Source organism: Nitratireductor mangrovi, from assembly GCF_007922615.2.
GTDB lineage: Bacteria > Pseudomonadota > Alphaproteobacteria > Rhizobiales > Rhizobiaceae > Mangrovimarina > Mangrovimarina mangrovi.
In genome coordinates, this window is sequence record NZ_CP042301.2 from 4,712,918 (window position 1) to 4,735,246 (window position 22,329).

At 64.2% G+C, this 22,329-nt stretch carries 19 protein-coding genes; 10 read left to right on the plus strand and 9 right to left on the minus strand.

Annotation, left to right across the window (positions count from 1 at the left end; all coding sequences use genetic code 11):
* Positions 1-42: 42 nt before the first annotated feature.
* The 9 genes from FQ775_RS23120 to FQ775_RS23160 all read right to left on the minus strand — a co-directional run bounded on the left by FQ775_RS23120 (position 43) and on the right by FQ775_RS23160 (position 11,051).
* Positions 43-1,098 (minus strand): ABC transporter ATP-binding protein, encoded by a 1,056-nt coding sequence (locus FQ775_RS23120; RefSeq protein WP_146297695.1) that lies wholly within the window; start codon positions 1,096-1,098, stop codon positions 43-45.
* Positions 1,095-2,039, minus strand: coding sequence for an ABC transporter permease (locus FQ775_RS23125; RefSeq protein ID WP_146297693.1), 945 nt, complete (start codon positions 2,037-2,039; stop codon positions 1,095-1,097). The genes FQ775_RS23120 and FQ775_RS23125 overlap by 4 nt, the downstream gene beginning before the upstream one ends.
* A gap of 34 nt (positions 2,040-2,073) precedes the next feature.
* Positions 2,074-3,054: an ABC transporter permease gene (locus tag FQ775_RS23130; protein ID WP_146297691.1), complete on the minus strand. Its 981-nt coding sequence runs from the start codon at positions 3,052-3,054 to the stop codon at positions 2,074-2,076.
* A 74-nt stretch (positions 3,055-3,128) separates the two neighbouring features.
* The gene (locus tag FQ775_RS23135; protein ID WP_246730413.1) at positions 3,129-4,664 is read right to left on the minus strand and encodes an ABC transporter substrate-binding protein; all 1,536 of its coding nucleotides are present in this window, start codon (positions 4,662-4,664) and stop codon (positions 3,129-3,131) included.
* Positions 4,665-5,000: 336 nt separating this feature from the next.
* Positions 5,001-6,398 (minus strand): dihydrolipoyl dehydrogenase, encoded by a 1,398-nt coding sequence (gene lpdA / locus FQ775_RS23140; RefSeq protein WP_146297687.1) that lies wholly within the window; start codon positions 6,396-6,398, stop codon positions 5,001-5,003.
* 4 nt (positions 6,399-6,402) lie between these two features.
* Positions 6,403-7,728: a dihydrolipoamide acetyltransferase family protein gene (locus FQ775_RS23145; RefSeq protein ID WP_146297685.1), complete on the minus strand. Its 1,326-nt coding sequence runs from the start codon at positions 7,726-7,728 to the stop codon at positions 6,403-6,405.
* A gap of 1 nt (position 7,729) precedes the next feature.
* Complete coding sequence (locus FQ775_RS23150) at positions 7,730-8,743, minus strand: alpha-ketoacid dehydrogenase subunit beta (protein ID WP_146297683.1); 1,014 nt, start codon at positions 8,741-8,743, stop codon at positions 7,730-7,732.
* Between the two features lies 1 nt (position 8,744).
* The gene (locus FQ775_RS23155) at positions 8,745-9,977 is read right to left on the minus strand and encodes a 3-methyl-2-oxobutanoate dehydrogenase (2-methylpropanoyl-transferring) subunit alpha (RefSeq protein WP_146297681.1); all 1,233 of its coding nucleotides are present in this window, start codon (positions 9,975-9,977) and stop codon (positions 8,745-8,747) included.
* Positions 9,978-10,226: 249 nt separating this feature from the next.
* Positions 10,227-11,051 (minus strand): metallophosphoesterase family protein, encoded by an 825-nt coding sequence (locus FQ775_RS23160; RefSeq protein ID WP_146297679.1) that lies wholly within the window; start codon positions 11,049-11,051, stop codon positions 10,227-10,229.
* A gap of 264 nt (positions 11,052-11,315) precedes the next feature.
* Here FQ775_RS23160 and FQ775_RS23165 point away from each other — a divergent pair, with 264 nt between their 5' ends.
* The 10 genes from FQ775_RS23165 (at position 11,316) to FQ775_RS23210 (ending at position 22,319) form a co-directional block, all read left to right on the plus strand.
* Positions 11,316-11,990: a helix-turn-helix domain-containing protein gene (locus FQ775_RS23165; RefSeq protein ID WP_146297677.1), complete on the plus strand. Its 675-nt coding sequence runs from the start codon at positions 11,316-11,318 to the stop codon at positions 11,988-11,990.
* A gap of 10 nt (positions 11,991-12,000) precedes the next feature.
* Positions 12,001-13,602 carry an ABC transporter substrate-binding protein gene (locus FQ775_RS23170; protein WP_146297675.1) on the plus strand — a complete coding sequence of 534 codons (1,602 nt, stop codon included), beginning with the start codon at positions 12,001-12,003 and terminating at the stop codon, positions 13,600-13,602.
* 65 nt (positions 13,603-13,667) lie between these two features.
* Positions 13,668-14,693 (plus strand): ABC transporter permease, encoded by a 1,026-nt coding sequence (locus tag FQ775_RS23175; protein ID WP_146297669.1) that lies wholly within the window; start codon positions 13,668-13,670, stop codon positions 14,691-14,693.
* Positions 14,690-15,523, plus strand: coding sequence for an ABC transporter permease (locus tag FQ775_RS23180; RefSeq protein ID WP_146297667.1), 834 nt, complete (start codon positions 14,690-14,692; stop codon positions 15,521-15,523). The genes FQ775_RS23175 and FQ775_RS23180 overlap by 4 nt, the downstream gene beginning before the upstream one ends.
* Entirely contained in the window at positions 15,520-16,413 is an 894-nt protein-coding gene (locus FQ775_RS23185) for an ABC transporter ATP-binding protein (RefSeq protein WP_146297665.1), read from the plus strand. Before FQ775_RS23180 ends, FQ775_RS23185 begins: the two co-directional genes overlap by 4 nt.
* Positions 16,410-17,222 carry an ABC transporter ATP-binding protein gene (locus FQ775_RS23190; RefSeq protein WP_146297662.1) on the plus strand — a complete coding sequence of 271 codons (813 nt, stop codon included), beginning with the start codon at positions 16,410-16,412 and terminating at the stop codon, positions 17,220-17,222. The genes FQ775_RS23185 and FQ775_RS23190 overlap by 4 nt, the downstream gene beginning before the upstream one ends.
* Positions 17,209-17,709 (plus strand): GAF domain-containing protein, encoded by a 501-nt coding sequence (locus tag FQ775_RS23195; RefSeq protein ID WP_146297661.1) that lies wholly within the window; start codon positions 17,209-17,211, stop codon positions 17,707-17,709. Before FQ775_RS23190 ends, FQ775_RS23195 begins: the two co-directional genes overlap by 14 nt.
* Position 17,710: 1 nt before the next feature.
* Positions 17,711-19,786, plus strand: a complete 2,076-nt coding sequence (locus tag FQ775_RS23200) for a hydantoinase/oxoprolinase family protein (protein ID WP_146297660.1) — start codon at positions 17,711-17,713, stop codon at positions 19,784-19,786.
* Positions 19,787-19,797: 11 nt separating this feature from the next.
* A complete protein-coding gene (locus FQ775_RS23205; RefSeq protein WP_146297652.1) occupies positions 19,798-21,462 on the plus strand; it encodes a hydantoinase B/oxoprolinase family protein in 1,665 nt (554 codons plus the stop codon).
* Positions 21,463-21,482: 20 nt separating this feature from the next.
* The gene (locus FQ775_RS23210) at positions 21,483-22,319 is read left to right on the plus strand and encodes an aspartate/glutamate racemase family protein (protein ID WP_146297650.1); all 837 of its coding nucleotides are present in this window, start codon (positions 21,483-21,485) and stop codon (positions 22,317-22,319) included.
* Positions 22,320-22,329 lie beyond the last annotated feature (10 nt).

A 22,329-nucleotide genomic window follows, 5' to 3' on the forward strand; every position in this document is an offset into this window, starting at 1 on the left:
TCTTTGTAGGTGTCTGGACAGCTGTTGTTGGAGCGTGGACGCTCATCCGGCGGCCTCCCGAGCCTGGTCGGGCACCACTATGCCGGCGGCGCGGGCCGCGCCGACCTTTTCGGCCGGCGCACCGAGCACGGCATCGCCATCATGCAGGAAGCAGGCCGCATCGCTCGCGCCGCCCGAATAGATGCCCGGCCGCTCGCCGTGGCAGCGCTCGAACGAATAGGGACAGCGCGGATTGAAGGCGCAACCAGGAGGGATCGCACCAAGCCGGGGCATCGAGCCCGGGATTTGCGCGAGCTTTTCGTCCGGATCGCCGGCCAGTGACGGGATCGCCGACATCAGTCCGTGCGTGTACGGGTGCTGGGGTTTCTTCACCACCTCGCGCACGGGACCGATCTCGGCCAGCCTCCCCGCGTAAAGCACGCAGACTCGGTCGGCCGTCTCCGCGATGACGCCCATGTCATGGGTAATCAGCATCACGGAAGCGCCACGCTCGGCGCAGAGCCGCTTGAGGAGCGCTATGATTTGCGCCTGCACGGACACGTCGAGCGCGGTGGTAGGTTCGTCGGCGATCACCAGTTCGGGGTCGGCGCAGAGCGCCAGAGCGATGACCACCCGCTGCCGCATCCCGCCGGAGAACTGGTGTGGGTAGGACGAAAGGCGCGCGCCGGCGGCCGGGATACCGACCTCCTCGAGCAGACCCTGTGCCTTGGCGCGGGCTGCGCGCTGCGAAATGCGCTCATGGGTGAGGATCGTTTCGGTGAGCTGGTCGCCGATCCGGTAGAGCGGGTTGAGGCTGGTCAGCGGATCCTGGAAGATCATGCCGATGCGCTGGCCGCGAATACGCCGCATCTGGTCAGGCGGCAGATTGTCGATCCGCTCGCCACCGAGGCGGATTTCACCGGCAGCGACCCTGCCGGGCGGCTCCAGCAGGCCGATAATGGCCGAGCCGGTGATCGACTTGCCGGCACCGGACTCGCCGACCATGCCCAACACCTCGCCGGGCGCGATGTCGAATGACAGGTCGTCAATGGCCGTCAGCACGCCGCGGCGTGTCGGGATTTCGACCCTGAGATTGCGAACGGAAAGCGTTGGTTTCATCTGAGCTTCGGGTTGAGCGCGTCACGCAGCCAGTCACCCAGCAGGTTCACGGCGAGGGCCAGGACGGCGAGGGTGAAGCCGGGGAACATGGTGATCCACCACTCGCCGGAGAACAGGAAGTCGTTGCCGATTCGGATCAGGGTTCCGAGCGACGGCTCGGTGGGCGGCACACCGACGCCGAGGAAGGAGAGCGTCGCCTCGGTGATGATGGCTAGCGCCAGGTTGATGGTCGCAATCACCAGCACCGGGCCGAGCACGTTGGGCAGCACATGCTTGAACATGATGGTCCACGGCCTGAGCCCGATCAGCCGGGCGGCAAGAACGTATTCCTTGTTGGCCTCGACCAACACCGAGCCGCGCACGGTGCGCGCGTACTGCACCCAGAAGGAAAGTCCGATAGAGAGCACGAGGACGACAAGAACGACGTTGTCGTAGGACTGCGGACCTGCCATCGCCCGCGCAACGCCGTTGATCAGAAGCGCGATCAGGATGGCCGGGAAGGTCAGTTGCACGTCGGCGATGCGCATGATGATCGAATCGACGGCTCCGCCGAGATAGCCGGCTAGCAGCCCGAGCGTGACCCCGACTACCATGGCGAAGATGACGCTGGCGAAGCCGACCGCCAGCGAAACGCGCATGCCGTACAGAATGGTCGAAAGGATGTCGCGCCCCTGATCATCGGTGCCGAGCAGGAAGCGCCGGTCGCCGCCGTCCATCCATGCTGGAGGAAAGAAGGAATCCAGGATCGAGATGGTTGCCGGGTTGAACGGGTTGTGCGGCGCAATCAGCGGCGCGAACAGGGCGGAAAGGATCAGCGCCAGCGTGACGACCGCGGAGACGACCGTGACGGGCGAACGCTTGAACGAGTACCACAGGTCGGAATCGAAAATGCGGGCGAGCCGGCCGGGCGGCGCCTTGGGCTCTTCGGGGACCGATTTCATGACGGCCTCTTCAGCAGGAACGTTTGCCATGAGGTCAGCTCGCGGCGCCGCCGAGCCGGATGCGCGGGTCGACCGCGACATAGGCCAGGTCGACGATGAAGTTGATCGCCACGAACAGGAACGCGATCAGAAGCAGGTAGGCTGCCATGATTGGAATATCGACGTTCTGCACCGCTTGCAGGAACAAGAGTCCCATGCCAGGCCACTGGAATACTGTCTCGGTGATGATGGCGAAGGCAATGATCGAGCCGAGCTGCAAGCCCGTGATGGTGATCACCGGCACCAGGGTGTTCTTGAGCGCGTGGCCGAAATTGATGGCGCGCCGCGACAACCCGCGCGCTCGTGCGAACTTGATGTAGTCCGTCCTCAGGACCTCCAGCATCTCGCCGCGTACCAGACGCATGATCAGTGTCATCTGGAAGAGGCCAAGCGTGATGGAGGGCAGGATCAGCGACTGCAGCCCCGACTTGGTCAGGAGCCCGGTTGACCAGAATCCGCCGATGCGCACCGTCTCGCCCCGGCCGAAGGACGGCAGCCAGCCGAGGTTCACCGAGACGACAAAGATCAGCAGAATGCCGATCAGGAAGGTTGGCAGCGAGACGCCGATCAGGCTGATGGAGAGGAAGCTTCGGGCCAGAAAGGTGTTACGGTAGAGGCCGGTATAGACGCCCATTGGAACACCGACGACAAGTGCGAACAGCGCCGACACGAAGGAAAGCTCCAGCGTGGCCGGCAGGCGCGACGCGATCAGCGCTGCGACCGGCTGCTTGAACTGATACGAGATGCCGAAATCGAGCAGCACAGCCTTCTGGATGAAGCGGCTGAACTGGACCAGTACCGGATCGTTTAGCCCGAGCGCCTGGCGCAGCGCCTCGCGCTCTTGCGGAGAGGTATCGACGCCGACCAACTGGTTCACCGGATCGCCGACGAAACGGAACATGAGGAAGGAGATCAGCGCGACCACGAGCATGACGCCGAGCGCCTGCACAAGTCGCCTGATGGCGAATGCGATCATGAAAAAGTGCCCCCAAAGGCCGGGCGGAGCACCCGCACGTCAGGCGCGCGGGTGCTCGAGCATTTGCTGCTGCGTCAGTTGACGTTGGCCCAGTAGAACAGGACCTGGTTGTCAGGGCGCTGGACGATATCGATGTTCTTGCGCTTGCCCCAGACCAGCGACTGCTGGTGCATCGGGATGTGCGAGACCTCGTTCGTCATGATTGTATAGGCTTCCTTGATCAGCTGATCGCGGGTCGCGGGATCGTTCTCGACCACGATCTTGGCCGCAAGCGCGTCCACTTCCTCGCTGCAATAGCCGCCGAGGTTGAACGGTCCGCCCTTGCCGGTTTCGTCGCGGCACCCGGCGAGATTAGTGATCACGTTCCACGAGTCGAACGAGCCAGGCGTCCAGCCGAGCAGGTAGAAGTCGGTGTCGTAGCCGCCCGGCGCCAGCACCTTGGCGAAATACTGCGCCTTCGGCTGGGCGTTCAGGTTCACCGTCACGCCGATGCGCGCTAGCATCGAAACCACCGCCTGGCAGATCGCTTCGTCGTTGACGTAGCGGTCGTTCGGGCAGTCCATCGCGACCGTGAAGCCGTCCGGATAACCGGCATCGGCCAGGAGTTGCTTGGCGGCGTCCGGATCAAAGGGCAGCCGCTGGAAGTCGCCGGAATGGGCGAACAACTCGTTGGCGATGAGCAGCGGCACCGGCGTGGCAAGGTCACGCATGACGCGGGCCTTGATGGCCTCGATGTCGATCGCCTGGTAAAAGGCCTTGCGCACGTTCACGTCGCGGAACGGGTTCTTGCCCTTGACGTCGGACGTCGGAAGTTCGTCGCGGAACTGGTTGAATCCGAGATGGATCACGCGCAGTTCCGGTCCGGTCAGCGCCTCGGTATTCGGGTCCGCGTTGACGCGCGGGATGTCCTGCACGGGTACCGGGTCAACCAGATCGACGTCGCCGGCCAGAAGCGCTGCAACGCGCGTTCCATCGGCCGCGATCGGCGTGAACACGACCTCGGTCAGATTGTGTTCCGGCGTGCCCCACCAGCTTTCGTTCGGCTTGAAGATGGTCTTCACGCCAGGCTCGTGGCTGTCGATGGCGAACGGGCCGGTGCCATTGGCCTTGAACGCGGCCGGTCCGGGGTTGGTGTCACGGGCCGAGACCGGGGTCACAGCGCCTTCGGCTTCCGCCCACTCCTTGTCGAGGATGTACCAGGTATCCCACTCGTAGTGCAGGATCGGGTTCGGCGAGGTGAGCTTCACCTCCACGGTGTAGTCGTCGATCTTGGTCCAGGTCGAATCGGCCGGAATGCGCGTCTTCAGGTCCGACGTCTCGGCGCGAATGCGTTCGGCCGAGAAGATGACGTCGTCAGCGTTGAAGTCGTTGCCATTGGCAAACTTCACGCCCTCGCGCAGCTTGAAGCGCCAGGTCAGCGGATCGACGGTTTCCCAGCTCTCGGCGAGGCCAGGAATGATCTTCAGATCCTTGTCCCGTTTGGTCAGGCCTTCATAGACATTGCCGAGCATGCCCAGCGTGAACGTCTCGTTGAGCGAATAGGGGTCGAGCGCGTTGAGCGTGCCCTGAAAGGCGAAGCGCAGCGTCTCGGCCTGTGCTGTCGAACCCATCAGCAAGGCGGTTGCCGCAGCTCCGAGCACGGCCGAGCGGCCGCGCGCACGAAGGTGGCGTGTGAAAGTTACGGTGCTCATTGTGTATCGTCTCCCATTGTCGAGCATCGATCGTATTGTCGTTTTCGAATGAATGCTCTTGGCGCGCACTATTCAGAAAACGTGCACAACCTGCAAGCCATGTTGTGATATCAGACCGTCATCGCTCCGCCGGTGAGTGCGGCTTGGCCTTCAATATCGAACATCTCATGCGCGTTTTGACCATCATGTGCAGATTCTTCGCGCAAGAAGCATCGAATTTGCGTCGTGTGAACGGAGGCAGGCAAGGCCTGGATCTCAGATGTGGAGGGCATGGCCCAGCGTCCTCAACGCGCTTTCCTGCACCGCCTCGGAAAGGGTCGGATGGGCGTGAATGGTCTGCGCGATGTCCTCCAGCCGGGCGCCCATCTCGATCGCGTGCGCGAAATAGGACGACAGTTCGGAAATCTGCGCGCCTACGGCTTGAATGCCGATGACGAGATGGTTGTCGGCTCGTGCCACGATCCGTACGAAGCCGTCCTCGCGCCCGAGCGTCATCGTCCGCCCGTTGGCCTGAAACGGGAAGATCGCGCTGCGCGCGTCGATCCCCGCCTCGGCAGCTTCCTCCGGCGAGAGGCCTGCTGACACGATTTCGGGGTCAGTGAAGCACACTGACGGGATGCATTGACGATCCCAGGCGCGCCTCTTGCCGGCGACGATCTCGGCCACCATCTCCCCTTGCGCCATAGCGCGATGGGCCAGCATCGGTTCGCCGGTGACGTCGCCGATGGCGTAGACGCCGCGCATCGAGGTGCGGCAATGCTCGTCGATCGCGATATGGCGTCCGTCCATTGAGAGATCGAGTTCCTCGAGCCCCCAGCTTTCGGTCGCGGGTTTGCGGCCGACGGTGACGAGAACCTTGTCGGCACTGACGGTGTCGGATTTCCCGTCGCCGTTCGAATAGGAAAGCGTCTTCGCGCTTTCCGAATAGCGTTCGGCCTTCACGCCGGTGAGCACCGTGACGCCGAGCTTTTCCAGCCGCTTGCGGACCGGCTTGGTCAACTCCTCGTCGTAGAGCGGCAGGATGCAGTCCATCGCTTCCAGCACGGTGACCTCGGCCCCGAGCTTGGCGAATGCGGTGCCCATCTCAAGACCGATATAGCCGGCACCGACGACTGCGAGCCGTTTCGGCACGGTCGTGAGTCCGAGCGCTTCGGTCGACGAGATCACGTTGCCGCCAAAGCCGATGCCGGGAAGTTCGACCGAAGTCGATCCCGTGGCGATGACGATGTTGTCGGCTTCGATCGTCTGCATGCCGGTCTGCGTCTCGACGCGTACTGTCTTGCCGTCACGAAAGCTGGCCCAGCCGTCGACATGCTTGACGCCTGCCTTCTTTAGAAGGCCGCTGACGCCATTGGTGAGCCGGCGCACAATCCCGTCCTTCCACTCAACGGTCCTCGCAAGCTCGATCGCCGGCTTTTCAGCGCGGATGCCGAGCGCCGAGCGGCCGGCGGCGTAGTCAGCCAGCCTGGCATGTTCGTCCGCGGCGTGGATCAGCGCCTTCGACGGGATGCAGCCGACATTGAGGCAGGTGCCGCCCGGCTTCTTGGCCTCTACGATGACGGTGTCGATGCCGAGCTGTCCGGCGCGGATGGCGCAGACATAGCCACCCGGTCCAGCGCCGATCACGAGCAGTTGGCACTTGATGTCTCTCATCCCGTCATTCCTCGATGAAGATCGACGCCGGTGTTTCCAGGAGCGCCTTGATTCGCTGCACGAAGACCGCCGCATCCCAGCCGTCGATGATGCGGTGATCGAAGCTCGACGACAGGTTCATCATCCTGGTCGGCACGAACTGGGCGCCGTCCCAGACCGGCCGCACCTGCATCTTGTTGACGCCGATGATGGCCACCTCCGGATGGTTGATCACCGGCGTGGTCGCGATCCCGCCGAGTGCGCCGAGCGATGTGATGGTTATGGTCGAGCCGGACAGTTCCTCACGTGTCGCCGTGCCGTCCCGCGCCGCTTCCGCGAGACGCTGGATTTCGGCCGCGCACGACCACAGGTCGAGCGTTTCGGCATGCCTCAGCACCGGGACCACAAGGCCATTGCGCGTTTGCGTGGCGATGCCGACGTGAACGCCACCATGCTGGTGCACAACGCCGGCGTCGTCATCGTACAGCGAATTGAGGTTGGGCTGCTCGCGGATGGCGCGCACCATAGCGAGCACGAGGAATGGCATCAGGGTCAGCCGCGCCTGGTCGTCGCGCTTCTTCTTGTTGAGCGTGGCGCGCAAATCTTCCAGCGCGCCCATTTCGACCTCGTCGACATAGGTGATGTGAGGGATGCGCGATTTCGCCAGTTGCATCTTCTCGGCGATCTTGCGCCGCAAGCCGACGACCTTGAACTCGGTCACGCGGTTGTCAGGTGCGCGGCCGACGCCCTCGCGTGGGCGGTGACCGGCTTCGAGATGCAGGTCGAGATCTTCGTGGGTGATGCGCCCGGCCGGCCCGGTTCCACGCACATACCGCAGGTCGACTCCGGCTTCGCGGGCGCGCAGCCTGACCGCCGGCGAAGCGAGCGGTTTTTCGCCTTCCTTGCGCGATTGCGCCGGCAGGCTACGCTGGTCCTTGGGCGGCGGCGAGGTCTTTTCCTTCTGGTCCCGCGAAACCGGCTTTTCATCCGTTTCCGGCTTCGGCGTCGCCTTTTCAGGTTCGCGCGGCGCCGATTCCGCGCCCTTTTCCTCGGGCTCTTCGGACTTCGCCGGCTTTGCCTGTGGGGCCGCGTCACCCGCATTGCCTTCCCCGGCAACCTCGATGCGCAGCAGCGGCGCGCCGACGGCGATTTGCTCGCCGACCTCGCCGCCAAGCCACGAGACCGTGCCTTCGACGGGCGATGGGATTTCGACGGTCGCCTTGTCGGTCATGACCGCGGCCAGCACCGTATCCTCGTTGACCGGGTCGCCGACCTTGACGTGCCACTCGACGAGTTCTGCCTCGGCAATGCCCTCGCCGACATCCGGCATCTTGATGACGTGCTGGCCCATCTCAGCCCTCCATCACTTCGGCGAGTGCGGCGCCGATGCGCGCCGGGCCGGGGAAGTAGGTCCATTCCTGCGCGTGGGGGTAGGGCGTGTCCCAGCCCGTGACCCGTCGCACCGGGGCCTCCAGATGGTAGAAGCAGTGTTCCTGGACCAGCGCGCTGAGTTCGGCGCCGAAGCCCGATGTCAGCGTCGCCTCGTGTACCACGACGCAGCGGCCCGTTTTCCTGACCGATTTCGTGATCGCGTCGAGGTCGACCGGCAGCAGGGTGCGCAGGTCGATCACCTCGGCATCGATGCCGCTTTCCTCTGCCGCGGCCTCCGCCACGTAGACCATCGTGCCGTAGGCAAGAACCGTCACCGCCGAGCCTTCGCGCCGCACCACCGCCTTGCCGAGCGGTTCGGTGAAATGGCCTGCCTGGACGTCACCCAGCGGATGTTTCGACCAGGGGATGATCGGCTTGTCGTGATGCCCGTCGAAGGGCCCGTTGTAGAGCCGCTTGGGTTCGAGGAAGATCACGGGGTTGTCGTCCTCGATCGAGGCAATCAACAGGCCCTTCGCGTCGATCGGATTGGACGGCACAACTACCTTCAGTCCGGATACATGCGTGAAAAGCGCTTCCGGGCTCTGGCTGTGGGTCTGGCCGCCGAAGATGCCGCCGCCGGTCGGCATGCGGATGGTGAGCGGGCAGGTGAAGTCACCCGCCGAGCGGTGCCGGATCCGCGCCGCTTCCGAAACGATCTGGTCGTATGCAGGGTAGACATAGTCGGCGAACTGGATCTCGACGCACGGACGCAGCCCGTAGGCGGCCATGCCGATCGCCGTGCCGACGATGCCGCATTCGCTGATCGGGCTGTCGAAACAGCGTTCGCGTCCGAAGCGCTCCTGCAGGCCCTGCGTGCAACGGAAGACTCCGCCGAAATAGCCGACATCCTCACCGAACACGACCACATCGTCGTCGCGTTCCATCGCGACCATGTGGGCGTCGCGGATCGCCTCGATCATCGTCATGCGCGGCATCTCAGTACCCCGCTTCCTGGCGCTGGCGCCTGAGATGCGGCGGCATCTTGTCGTAGACGTCCTCGAAGATGTCCCGCGGCGAGGCCTTCGGGCCGGAGTGCAGCGTGCCGAAGGCTTCAGCCTCCTTCTGGGCGGCGAGCACTTCGGCGTCGATCTCGGCCTCGGCCTGCTTGTGGCGCTCCGGCGACCATTCGCCGACCGCGACGAGATGGTTCTTCAGCCGTTCGACCGGATCGCCGAGCGGCCAGGCATCCGACTCTTCCTTGGGCCGGTAGGCCGAAGGGTCGTCGGATGTCGAATGCGCCGCGGCACGGTAGGTGACATGCTCGATCAGCACTGGGCCGAGATTTCGGCGCGCCCGCTCGATCGCCCACCTCGCCACCGCATGCACGGCGAGATAGTCGTTGCCGTCGACGCGAAGCGAAGGAATGCCGAAACCGTGGCCGCGCGCGGCGAAGGTGCCGGAGCCGCCACGCGCGATTCCCTGGAACGTGGAGATCGCCCACTGGTTGTTGACGATGTTGAGCACGACGGGCGCCTTGTAGGTCGAGGCAAAGACCAGGCCCGCGTGGAAGTCGCTTTCGGCCGTCGAGCCGTCGCCGATCCAGGCGGCGGCGATGCGCGTGTCGTTCTTGATCGCCGAGGCCATCGCCCAGCCGACCGCTTGCGGGAACTGCGTCGCCAGATTGCCCGAGATCGAGAAGAATCCGAATTTCTTGGACGAATACATGACCGGCAACTGCCGGCCCTTGTTGGGATCGCGCGTGTTCGAATAGATCTGACACATCATGTCGACCATCGGATAGCCGCCGGCGATCAGCAGGCCTTGCTGGCGATAGGTCGGAAAGTTCATGTCGCCGTCTTCCATCGCCTTGCGGAACGCGCAGGCAATTGCCTCCTCGCCGAGGCATTGCATGTAGAACGACGTCTTGCCCTGCCGTTGCGCAGTCAGCATGCGGCGGTCGAAGGCGCGCACCCGCATCATGTCACGCAGTCCCGACAGCACCTCCTCGTTGGTCAGCGTCCCCGCCCACGGCCCCACCGCCTCGCCCTTGCGGTTGAGCACGCGGATGATCGAATAGGCCATGTCGCGGATATCTTCAGGTGGCACGTCGACCGGCGGGCGGTCCACACTGCCGGCCTTCGGAATCTTCACGTTGGAAAAGTCCGGCTTGCCTCCGGGCCGCACCTCCGGCTCGGGTACGTTGAGACGAAGCGGCGAATGGTCGGCCATGCTTTGGGCTCCCGATGGACTGGGGAGGGTCGCCGGGCATTCTTGTTGTTCTTACCGCCGCTGGCGCCATCCTCCCTCGCGAGCGATCATCCACCTTCGGCGCCCTTTCGCAAGGGGAAGATCGCCGCTCCGGTCCTGCGGCGCAAAGTTCGCAACAAGGGTTCGGCGGGAGGGCGGAACGCGAAATTTTCCGAAATTTCAGCGCGGTGCGAAGGCTGTTCTCTTGCGCGGCTAACGGATGGCGTTCCCCTAGACGAAGCTGCGAACGGTCTCCTCGTCGATGACGGCGAGTTCCCGGCGGTCCGATGGCAGCGGCACGTAGGCGACCGTCAGCGCACCGTCCCGCAGCGTGCAGAGCGCGAAGGAGGCGCCGGCGACGAAGCGCAGGCCATCGTTGTGCAAAATGTCGTTGGCGTTGTAGAGCCCGGTTGTAGTGACGACCGGCACGCCGTTCCAGATCGAGACCCGGTCATAGTGAACGTGGCCGGTCAGGATGCCGGCCACCTTGTGACCGTGGATCGCATCGGCGAGGCTTTCGCTGTCTTGCGGGCCGATGGTTTCCCAGCCATGGCCGATCCCTTGCCCGATCCAGGGGGCGTGATGCATGACGATCACCTTCGTCCGTCTGGGATGCCGCGCGAGAGCTTCGCCGAGGAAGGCAAACTGCGGCTGGCAAAGCGCGCCGGCGACCTTTCCGGCAACGCTGGTGTCGAGCGCGATGACATGGGCGTCGCCGAAGACATGATCGTGACAGTACGGCGCTTCGAGATCCCGTTCGCGATCGAGCATGCCCGCATAAAAGCGCTGCCGGGTGTCGTGGTTGCCGAGCGCATGGACGACCGGAAGTCCGCTTTCGCCCAAGACCTCGCGCGCGAGCCGGTAACTGTCGATATCGCCCCGGTCGGCGATATCCCCGCTCAGCGCGATGAAGTCAGGGAGCGGCCTGATCGCACCGATCATCGAAACGGCCTTGCGCAGCCTGTCGGCATTGCCCGCGCACGGGTGGTCCGCAGACCCTCCCGGGGGGACCAGATGCAGGTCCGTGAGATGCACGAAGGTCGTGGCGTCGCTCATGGATTTGGGGTCTCTTCGAAGTCTTCGTGTGCTGCCGTCGGAGAAGCCGGAACGATGGCGCAAGCGCCGTCGCCAGCGCAAGCACAATCCTCTCTGGAAAGCATGCTTTCAGTCTCGGCGTTGGTGGCCTGCCAGGCCCTGTCCGACCCGGTTCGCGCAATTCTTTGGGCGATTTCAGAGTTTTAGTCTGGCTAAAATTTTCCTTGACTCGTTCGATCTCTGGAGTCATCGTTTTTACAAATACTAAAACGATCGGGGAAGGCTTTGGACGAGCAGGTCGAACTCGGGGAACTGGAGGCGGCGGGTCACCATCCGCTTGGCGAGCGGCTCAGGAGCCGCCGGCGCAGCCTCGGCCTGACGCTGAAGGAAGTCGCCGATGCGGCGGGACTTTCCGTCGGCTTCATTTCCCAGATCGAACGCGGCATCACCACGCCGTCGCTGTCATCCCTCGTGTCGGTGGCCCGGGTGCTGGAAGTCCACGTTTCCGAATTTCTCTCGCAGCCGCGGCTGACGGTGCCGACGACCAGGCATGACCAGCGGCCGCACTACGCGGTCGGCAGCAACTCGCTTGTCTACGAACGCCTGTCGGCGTCCTTCCCCGGCAACGTTTTGCGCAGCGTGATCATCCACGAGCCTCCCGGCTATCGTTCAGAGCCGATCGCGCATGAGGGCGAGGAGATTTTTTACGTCCTGGAGGGCGGGATCACAGTGGAAGTGGAAGGCGAGGTTCACATTCTGGAAGCAGGGGATTCGATCCACTTCCCTTCGACCGATGTCCACTCCTCCTGGAACCATACCGGCGCGCCGTCGACCATCCTGCATACCTGCACGATGGATGTCTTCGGTGATGAACCGGGCTCGGCGGCGCACAGCGTCGTCCCCGCGGTCCGCAAGAAGGGCGGCCGCAAGACTTCGGCAGAAAACAAGGTCAAACAATAGGGGAACCACGATGACCAGTATCACCAGGACTCTCGCGGCAGCGCTTCTCGCCGCATCGACCCTAGGCTCCGCCGCGCTCGCCCCGGCATTCGCCGAAACCGTCCTCCGTCTCGACGAGGTCGCCGTCGGCGAACTCGATCCCGGCAAGGCCTCGGACTATGCCGACTCCATCCTGATGTTCAACATATACGACACCCTCGTCATCCCGGTTCAGGGCGGTCCGGGCTACGCGCCGCATCTGGCCGAGAGTTGGGAAGCCGACGGCAGCGATTTCGTTTTCAAGCTGCGCTCTGACGTGAAGTTCCATAGCGGCAACCCGCTGACAGCCGAAGACGTCGTCTTTTCCTTCGATCGCATGAAGGCGCTTGGTCAGGGCCTGTCCTACCTGTTCAAGAACGTTGACGCTGCGGAAGCCGTCGACGGGCAGACGGTGCGCTTCAAGCTGTCGCAGCCCTATTCGCCGTTCATCGCCTCGCTGGTTCGCCTGCCGATCGTCGACAAGAAGCTGGTGATGGAGAACCTCGGTGAAGGCGAGGGCGAGATGAAGGATTGGGGTCAGGCCTTCCTGTCAGGCAATGCAGCCAGCACCGGCGCCTACAAGGTGGTCTCCCACAATCCGCAGGAAGAGACGGTGATGGCGAAGAACCCCGACTACTTCCTCGGTGTCCCGGACGCCGCCCCCGACACGGTGCGCCTGCGCTACGGGCTGGAAGCAGCCACCGTGCGCACGCTGATCGCCCAGGGCGAGCACGACATCTCCTCGCAGTGGCTGCCGCCGGAGGTGCTGAAGTCGCTTGCCGCCGATGGCGCGCAGATCCTGAAGGAAAGCGGCGGCGGCGCCTTCTACATCAAGATGAACACCACCAAGCCGCCGCTTGATGACGTCAACTGCCGCATGGCTTTGTCGAAGGCCTACGACTATGCCGCCGGCGTCAAGATGGTCGCTGTCACTGACGATGTCGCCCAGGGCTCGGCCTCGACCGGCGCGATCCCGGTCGGCATGTTCGGCTCCAACCCGGCCTCCGAAACGCTGTCGCGCGACCTCGAGGCGGCGAAGCAGTATCTGGCCGACTGCAAATACGCGCCGGAGGACTTCAACCTCGAGATTTCCTGGATCGGCGAGGTTCCGCTCGAGGAGCGCTACGCTCTCTTGATGCAGGCCAATTTCGCCGAACTCGGGATCAAGTCCGAGATCAAGAAGCTGCCCTGGGCGCTGTTCACCGAGCAGGTCACCAAGCCGGAGAACACGCCCAACATCTCGCAGGTCTTCGTCAACGCAGTGACCGGCGACCCCGACACGCTGCTTTACGCCATGTACCATTCCACGGCCGCCGGAACTTGGCAGTCGCCGGAATATCTCGATGATGAGGCGGTGGACGCAGCCCTTGACAAGGGTCGTACAGAAACCAGCGACGAGGGACGCGAGGCAGCCTATTCGGCCCTGAACGATCGCCTGATGGAGATCGCGCCGTCGATCTACGCCTATGACCGCCAGTCGCTGTTCGCCGCGTCGAACCGCTTCAAGGCGCCGGCGCTGTCCGATCCCGACAAGGCGTTCGGGCTTGACGGTTTCGGCTTCACCTTCCGGCTCATGGAAATGACCGGCGAGTAACGCTCGCCGGGCATCGGCCGGCGGCACCAGCCGCCGGCCGCAAATCGAAACCAAGGTCGCGCATCATGCCGCCTGTCATCCGCCTCCTCGCGAAGCGGCTGGGAACCTCATTGATCGTACTGGTTGGGGTTTCTATGCTGATCTTCACCATCGCCCGGGTCATCCCCGGCGATCCGGCGCGCATCGCGCTAGGCCCGAGCGCGTCGCCCGAGCAGGTGCAGGCGCTGCGTGACCGGCTGCATCTCGACGAGTCGCTGCCGGTGCAATACGGCTATTTCCTTCGTGATCTGTCGCGTGGCGACCTGGGCGTCTCGCTTTACACCAACCGCCCGGTGACGACCGACATTGCCCAGTTCCTGCCCGCAACGCTCGAACTCATCGTCGTCGCCGGCCTCATGATGATCCTGATAGGCCTGCCGCTCGGCGTGATCGCCGCACGTTACCGCGGCTCATGGGCGGATCATGCGGTGCGCGTCTTCACGCTGCTCGGCGTGTCGGCTCCCAGCTTTGTCTGGGCCGTCATCCTGATGCTGATCTTTGCCTTCTACCTGCCGCTGTTCCCGATCGCGGGACGCATCGCCGACAGCTATGCGATCCCCTCGGTCACCGGCTTCCTGATGGTCGACACGCTGCTCGCCGGCAATCTTCGCGCCTTCGCAAATGCGGCCTGGCACATCGTGCTGCCCGCCTTCGCGCTGGCACTTTCGGGCATAGGCCAGGCGGCGCGGCTGACGCGTTCCAACATGGTCGAGACCTACGACCGGCCGTTCATCGAGATGGCGCAATCCTATGGCTTCCCGGAACGTCGGATCGCCAACCGCTACGCCTTCCGGCCCTCGCTGATTCCGTCGCTGACCATTATCGGCCTCGATTTCGCGGCCATGCTCGGCAACGCCTTCCTGGTAGAGGCCGTCTTCGCCTGGCCGGGCCTGTCGCGCTACGGTGTCGCCGTCATCCTGCGCAAGGATCTCAACGCTATTGTCGGCACGGTATTGATCATCTCGGCGATGTTCCTGATCGTGAATATCGTCGTCGACCTCCTGATCGCCTTCATCAATCCGCGCATCCGCTACTCGCAGAGGGCGTCATGAGACGATCGCTCTTCATCCTCCTGCGCAACCCCCTGTCGCTCACGGGCGTCATCCTCATCACGCTTGTCGTCGTCAGTGCGGTCTTTGCCGATTTCATCGCGCCCTTCCCTGAGCACGCCGGTGCGGTCGTCGACTTCGCAAATTTCAACAAGGCGCCCGAATGGCCTTATTTGTTCGGCACCGATCTGGTCGGCCGCGATCTCTTCTCGCGCATCCTCTACGCCTATCGCATCTCGCTCGTGCTCGGCATCGTGGTGCTTGCCATCGCCGTGCCAATCGGCGTCACCATCGGGCTGGTGGCCGGCTATCTCGGCGGCTGGACCGAATACGTGCTGATGCGCATCACAGACGTCTTCCTGTCTATTCCGCCGCTGGTCCTCGCCATGTCCATGATGGGCCTCCTGGAGCCGACGCTCACCAATGGCATGCTCGCCGTCACCGCCATGTGGTGGCCCTGGTACACCCGCCTCGTCTACAATCTGACGCGGGCCGAGAAGGAGGAGGGTTACGTGCTCGCCGCCGAGGTAATCGGCGCCTCGAAGCCGCACATCATCTTCCGCGAGATATTGCCCAATTGCGTGCCCTCGATCGTCACCAAGATGACGCTCGACCTCGGCTTCGTCATCCTGATCGCCTCGTCGCTCTCCTTCCTCGGCCTTGGTGTGCAGCCGCCCACGCCCGATCTCGGCTCGATGGTCGCCGACGGCGCGAAATACCTGCCCGATTCCTGGTGGCTGACCGTCTTCCCGGGTCTCGCGATCCTGGTCGCCGTCTTCGGCTTCAACCTGCTCGGCGACGCGCTGCGCGACATATTGGGGGTCGACCAATGACCGCCACGACCCTGCGTATCGCCGACCTGCGTCTCGGCTTCAGGACCTGGGCCGGCATGGCCGAGGTGCTGCACGGTATTTCGCTGCACATCGACAAGGGCGAGCGTGTCGCGCTTGTCGGCGAATCCGGTTCCGGCAAGTCGGTCACCGCGCGTATCATCCTCGGCCTGTTGCAGCAGTTGAGGAGCGCACGCATCTCCGGCACCCTTGAGTTCGAGGGCACCGACCTCGACCGCCTGCCCGATGCCGAGCGGCACCGGCTGCGCGGCACGAAGATGTCGATGATCTTCCAGGACCCGACATCGTCGCTCAACCCGGTCTACCGGATCGGAACCCAGTTCCACGAGGTGCTGAAGCGTGCCGAGCCGGGGATCACCGAGGCAGAATCGCGCGCGAAGGCAGTTGCCCGGCTGGCCGATGTCGCGATCCCAGACCCGGAGCGGGCACTCGAATCCTACTCCTTCCAGCTCTCTGGCGGCATGAACCAGCGTGTCATGATCGCCATGGCACTCGCTAACGAGCCCTCGCTGCTGATCGCCGACGAGCCCGGCACCGCGCTCGACGTCACCGTGCAGGCGCAGACGCTGAAGCTGATGCGAGACCTCGTCGAGGAACATCACACCTCGGTGCTGTTCATCTCGCACAATCTCGGTGTGGTGCGCGAATTCGCCGACCGCGTCTACGTCATTTACAAGGGCCGGATCGTCGAGCAAGCAACGGCCGAGGGCCTTTTTGCCGACCCGCGCCATCCTTATACCCGCGCCCTGCTTTCGGCGGTGCCGCGCATCACGGGCGGCGGCATTCCGGAGATCGAGGACGTGTCGGAGGACTATTTCCAGCCGCTCGTCGTCCACGAAGGCTGCGGCGAGCCGGGGGAGGCACGGCCGTGACCCACCTGCTCTCCCTGCGCAACGTCTCCAAGGTCTTTTCGCTCGGCACCCGCGAGGTCCGCGCCGTCGACGACGTCTCGCTCGACGTCGAGGAAGGCGAATGTCTGGCGATCGTCGGCGAAAGCGGTTCCGGCAAGTCGACCATCGCCAATATGATCCTCGGCATCTATCCGCCGTCGATGGGTTCGATCTCGTGGCGGGGCGACATCCTGCCCGAGCGCCGCGAACTGCGGCACCGGCGCGCGATCCAGCTTGTGCAGCAGAACCCGCTCTCCTCGCTCAACCCGCGCCGCTCGGTCGGCGCCTCGCTCAGGCTGGCGCTCGACGTGCACGGGATCGGCGACCGCCCCCATCGCCGTGACCGCGTCGGACGCTTGCTTGAGGAGGTCGGCCTGCCTGCCGATTTCATCTCGCGCTCGCCCGCCGCCCTGTCAGGTGGCCAGCGCCAGCGCGTGGCGATCGCCCGGGCGCTCGCCTGCGAGTCCGATCTGGTCGTACTCGACGAGCCGACCTCGGCGCTCGACGTCCTCGTGCAGGCCCGTGTCCTGAAGCTGCTCGCCGAACTGCGCCAGAAGCGCAACCTCACCTACGTCTTCATCACCCACGATTTGTCGGTGGTGCGCAACATCGCCGACCGCGTCGCCGTCTTCGAAAAGGGCCGGCTGCTCGAACTGAGCCCGACCGAGATCATCTTTGCCGATCCGCAGCACCCCTACACCCGCCGCCTCATTGGCGCGGTGCCGGTCGTCACCGGCGAGGAAGTGGCGTTGCGCGACCGCCTCATGGAGAACGAGAATGCAGGTGCCTGACTATTCGCAATTCCTCGACGCGGCCGCGTGCGCCGACCAGCCGAAGGCATCGTTCGACGCGCTCTGCGCCCTGACGAACGACGTGGTCGGGGTGAAGCTTTTCACCATCATGACGCATGACGCCAAAAACGGTGTGGCCGGCCGCATCTATTCCAACATGCCGGAGGCCTACCCGGTCTCGGGCACCAAGCCCGCCAACGAGACCGACTGGTCGCGACAGGTGATCGGCGAAAAGAAGACCTTCGTCGCCAACGACATCGACGGCATCCGCGCCGTCTTCGACGATCACGAACTGATCCGCTCGCTTGGCTGCGAAAGCGTCATCAACGTGCCGATCATCATCGATGGCAAGGTCGCGGGCACGATCAACTGTCTGCATGAGGCGGGCTTCTATACCGAGCAGCGGGTCGAGGCCGCGGAGGCGCTGAAGCTTCCGGGTATGATCTGCCTGCTGCTCAACGAACGCGTTCAAACCACGGGAGCCTGACATGGCCGACACCACCATCCGCGTTACCACCGATGTCGGCGGCACCTTCACCGACCTGGTCTGCTTCGAGACCGACCACAAAACCGGCGAATCCTGCATCGTCACGGCGAAGTCGGACACCACCCCGCCGAATTTCGAGGAAGGCGTTCTGAACGTCATCGCCAAGGCCGGCATCGACCCCGCTGCGATCGATTTCCTCGCCCACGGCACCACGGTGGTCATCAACGCGCTGACCGAGCGCAAGGGCGTCAAGGTGGGGCTGATCACGACCGAAGGCTTCCGCGACACGCTCGAGATCGCGCGCGGCAACCGGCCCGACTTCTTCAACCTGCATTACGAGAAGCCGAAGCCCTTCGTGCCCCGCTACCTGCGTCGCGAACTGCCCGGCCGGGTCAACTACAAGGGCGAGGAAATGAAGCCGCTCGACCTTTCGGGTCTTGCCGCGATCCTTGACGATTTCCGCAAGGATGGTGTGGAGGCAGTCGCGATCAGCTTCCTGCATTCCTACGCCAATCCATCGCACGAGCAGGCCGCACTTGCCGAGGTCGGCAAGCTCTGGCCAGAGGTGGCCGTGGTCTCATCGCATCAGATCACCCGCGAATGGCGTGAATACGAGCGCACCAACACGGCAGTGCTCTCGGCCTATGTGCAGCCAACGGCCGAGCGCTACCTGTCGCGCCTGGCCGGCGGGCTGAAGGACAAGGGGTTGAAGGGCAGTCCCTACATCATGCAGTCCAATTGCGGGGTGGATTCGCTCGAAAGTGTCTCCCGCATCCCGATCACCATGGTCGAGTCCGGGCCGGCGTCCGGCTTCTGGGGCGCGGCCGAACTCGGCAAGCTGATCGGCGAACCCAACGTGCTGGCGCTCGACATCGGCGGTACCACGGCCAAGTGCTCGCTGATCGAGGACGGCCAAGTCAAGATCATGACCGACTACTGGATCGAGCGCGACCGCACCTCTGCCGGCTATCCGATCATGGTGCCTGTGGTCGATCTGGTCGAGATCGGCAATGGCGGCGGCTCGATCGCCTGGGTCGACGATTTCGGCAAGCTGCATGTCGGCCCGCAGTCCGCCGGCGCCATGCCAGGCCCGGCCGCTTATGGCCGCGGCGGCGACAATGCCACCACGACCGACGCCAATCTCTGGCTCGGCCGCATCAACCGCGACTATTTCTGCGGCGGCGAGGTGGTGGCCGACATGGCAGCGGCGGAGAAGGCGATCCGCGCTGTCGGCGACAAGCTCGGGGTCGACGCCGACGAGGCAGCGCGCGGCATCATCCGCATCGCCAACGCCAACATGGTCAACGCGCTCAAGCTGGTGTCGCTCAACCGTGGCCATGACCCGCGTGAATTCACCCTCGTCGCCTTTGGTGGCGGCGGCGCCATGCATGCCGTCGCTCTCGGGCAGGAACTCGGCGTCAGCAAGGTCGTCGTCCCGGCGGGTGCCCCGGTCTTTTCCGCCTGGGGCATGATGATGTCGGACCTGCGGCGCGACTATTTCGTCACCCGGCTCGCCGAACTGAAGCCCGGCTCCGCCGCCGTGATCGAGAACCTCTTCACCGAGACAGAGGATCGCGCCCGTCGCCAGTTCGCCGAGGAGGGCGTGGCGGCCGATAAGGTGAAGTTCCTGCGCTACGGCAAGTTCCGCTATCAGAATCAGGAGCACACGACCGAGGTGCTGCTCGACCAGGGCGCCGTCACCGACGACCGTCTCTCCGGCATCGAGGCGGCGTTCCACGAGACCTACGAGCGCGAATACACCTACCGTCTCGACGCGCCCGTGGAACTCGTCGGCATCCACCTCGTCGCCTCCGCCGAGGTCGGCAAGCTGACCATGAAGGAGCGTCCGGAGACGGATGACGAGGCCGATACCGCGCTGAAGGGCAGCCGCAAGGTCGATTTTGCGCTCGAAGGTGTCCACGAAGCCGCGATCTATGACGGTACCAGGCTAGAACCCGGCATGAAGTTTTCCGGCCCGGCGATTGTCGAGGATCCCGGCACCACCGTCGTCATCCATCCTGGCAATGCCGTGGAGATCGACGGCTACGGCAACATCCACATCACGCTTTCGAAGTGAGGAGGAACGAGATGGCCAACGCGTCCAACGACCCGATCACGCTCGAAATCATCCAGAGTTCGCTGCAGGCGACGGCCGACGAGATGTTCGCGGTAATGAAGAAGACCGCGATGAGCTCGATCATCTACGAGGTGCTCGACATGGGCACCGGCATCACCGACGCCAAGGGTGCGCTTGCCTCCTCTGGAGCCGGCATTCCGGCCTTCATCGGCGTGCTCGACAAGGCGGTGAAGGTGATCGTGGAGAAGTTCTCCAGGGAAGGCGACATCGAGCCGGGCGACGTCTTCGCCACCAACGATCCCTACTACGGCGGGGTCACCCATCTGAACGACATCGTCGTCGCCATGCCGGTCTTCGCAGGCGGCCGCATCATCGCCTGGACCGCCAACATCGCCCACAACTCGGACGTGGGCGGCATGGCGCCGGGCTCGTTGACGGGCGAGGCGACCGAGATTTTTCAGGAAGGCTTGCGCCTGCCGGCGATCAAGGTGATCTCGAAGGGCGAGACGATCCGCCCGGTGATGGACATCATCAAGGTCAACTCACGCATGCCCGACGTGCTCGAAGGGGACGTGTGGGCGGCGATCGCCTCTGTGCGCATCGGAACCAGGCGCCTGCAGGAGATCGCCGAGAAATACGGCGTCGAGACCTTCGAGAACGCCATGGCCTCGTTCATGGATTTCGGCGAACAGGTATCGCTCAAGGAGCTCGCCAACCTGCCCAAGGGCACCTTCGAGCTCTCCGAGGAGCAGGATGACGGGCGTTTCTTCAACGTGAAGATCACGATCGCCGACGATGCGTTCACGGTCGACCTGCGCGACAATCCCGACCAGTCGAACAATCCGGTCAACACCAGCCGCGACGGCGTCATGGTCGCCGCGCAGATGATCTTCAAGTCGCTGACCGATCCCTATTCGCCGGCCAATGAAGGTTCGTTCCGGCCGATCCGGCTGCTCACCCGCGAGGGCTCCGTCTTCCATGCGAAGGAACCGGCGCCGATCGGCTTTTATTACGAGATCGAGCTCCGGGTATACGACATCATGTGGCGCTGCCTGGCGCCGCACATGCCCGAGCGCCTGGCGTCCGGCCACTTCGCCTCCGTGTGCGGCACCTTCATCGGCGGCATCCACCCCGACACCGGCCGGCAGTACACCATCATAGAGCCGCAGCTCGGCGGCTGGGGCGCAAGCCGCGGCCGCGATGGCAACTCCGCCATCTTCTGCGGCTTCCACGGCGAGACCTACAATTGCCCGGCCGAGGTCAACGAGGCCCGCAACGGCCTCTACGTCGACCGCATGGAGCTCAACATCGAACCCGGCGGCGAGGGCAAATATCGCGGCGGCCGCGGCATCGTCATGGATTACCGGGTGCGCGCCGACAACGGTTTTCTGACCGCCGGCTACACCCGCTCGCGTTTCCCGCCCTGGTCGCTCGATGGCGGCATGGAAGGTTCGCCCAACTATGTCGAAGTGATCCGCAAGGACGGCTCGACGGAAAAATTCTCTTTCGTCTCCGGCCTTACCACACACACCGACGATGTCATCCGGGTCGTCACCGGCAATGGCGGCGGTATCGGCGATCCGAAGCAGCGCGACCCGGAAGCGGTCGCCGCCGACGTGAAGAACGGCCTGATCACGCCTGAACGCGCGCGTGAAATCTACGGCTACTCAGGCTGAGCCATTTCGAGGAGGATGAGATGACGGAAAAACCCCTGAAGATCATGTATTTCAGCCCGATCGCGGGCGACGAGGCGCATGACGCAATCTTTGCCGACATGGCGCGCGACAACAAGCTGCCCGGCACCGAGGTGCATGTGACCTCGCTGCCGGCAAGCGAAGGCGGCTTCACCCATATCGAGTTCCGCTCCTACGAAGCGATGGTGACGCGCGGCATCGTCCGCGCCGCCCGCGCCGCTGCGCGGGAGGGCTTCGACGCTTTCGCCATCGGCTGCTTCTACGACACTGCGTTGCACGACGCCCGCGAGGTTTCCGGCGACATGATCGTGACCGCTCCTTGCGTTGCTTCCTGCGAGATCGCGGCCAGCCTGTCGAACCGCTTCGGCGTCATCGTCGGCCGCCGCAAATGGGTCCACCAGATGCAGTCGACCGTGCACGAGCACGGCCACCGTGACCGCCTTGCCGGTTTCTATCATGTCGAACTTGGCGTGAACGAGTTCCAGGCCGATCACGCCGAGACCGGCCGCCGCCTGATCGAGGCCGGCCGCAAGGCGGTCGAGGAAGATTTCGCCGAGGCGCTGATCCTTGGCTGCACCATGGAGGTCGGTTTCTACCAGGAGGTCGAGCGCCGCCTCGGCGTGCCGGTCATAGATCCTTCGATCGCCGCTTTGAAGCGCGCCGAATATGCCGCGATCCTCAAGCGCCAATGCGGCTGGAAGCCGTCGCGCAAATGGTCCTGCGAGGCGCCTTCCGAGGAAGAGATGGCGCGTTTCGGCGGCTTCGACGACGGCGAGGCCTTCGGCACCCGCGTCATCGTTCCGGCCGACGAAGCCGGACCTGCCCGCCGCGCCGCGTAAGCGACAACGA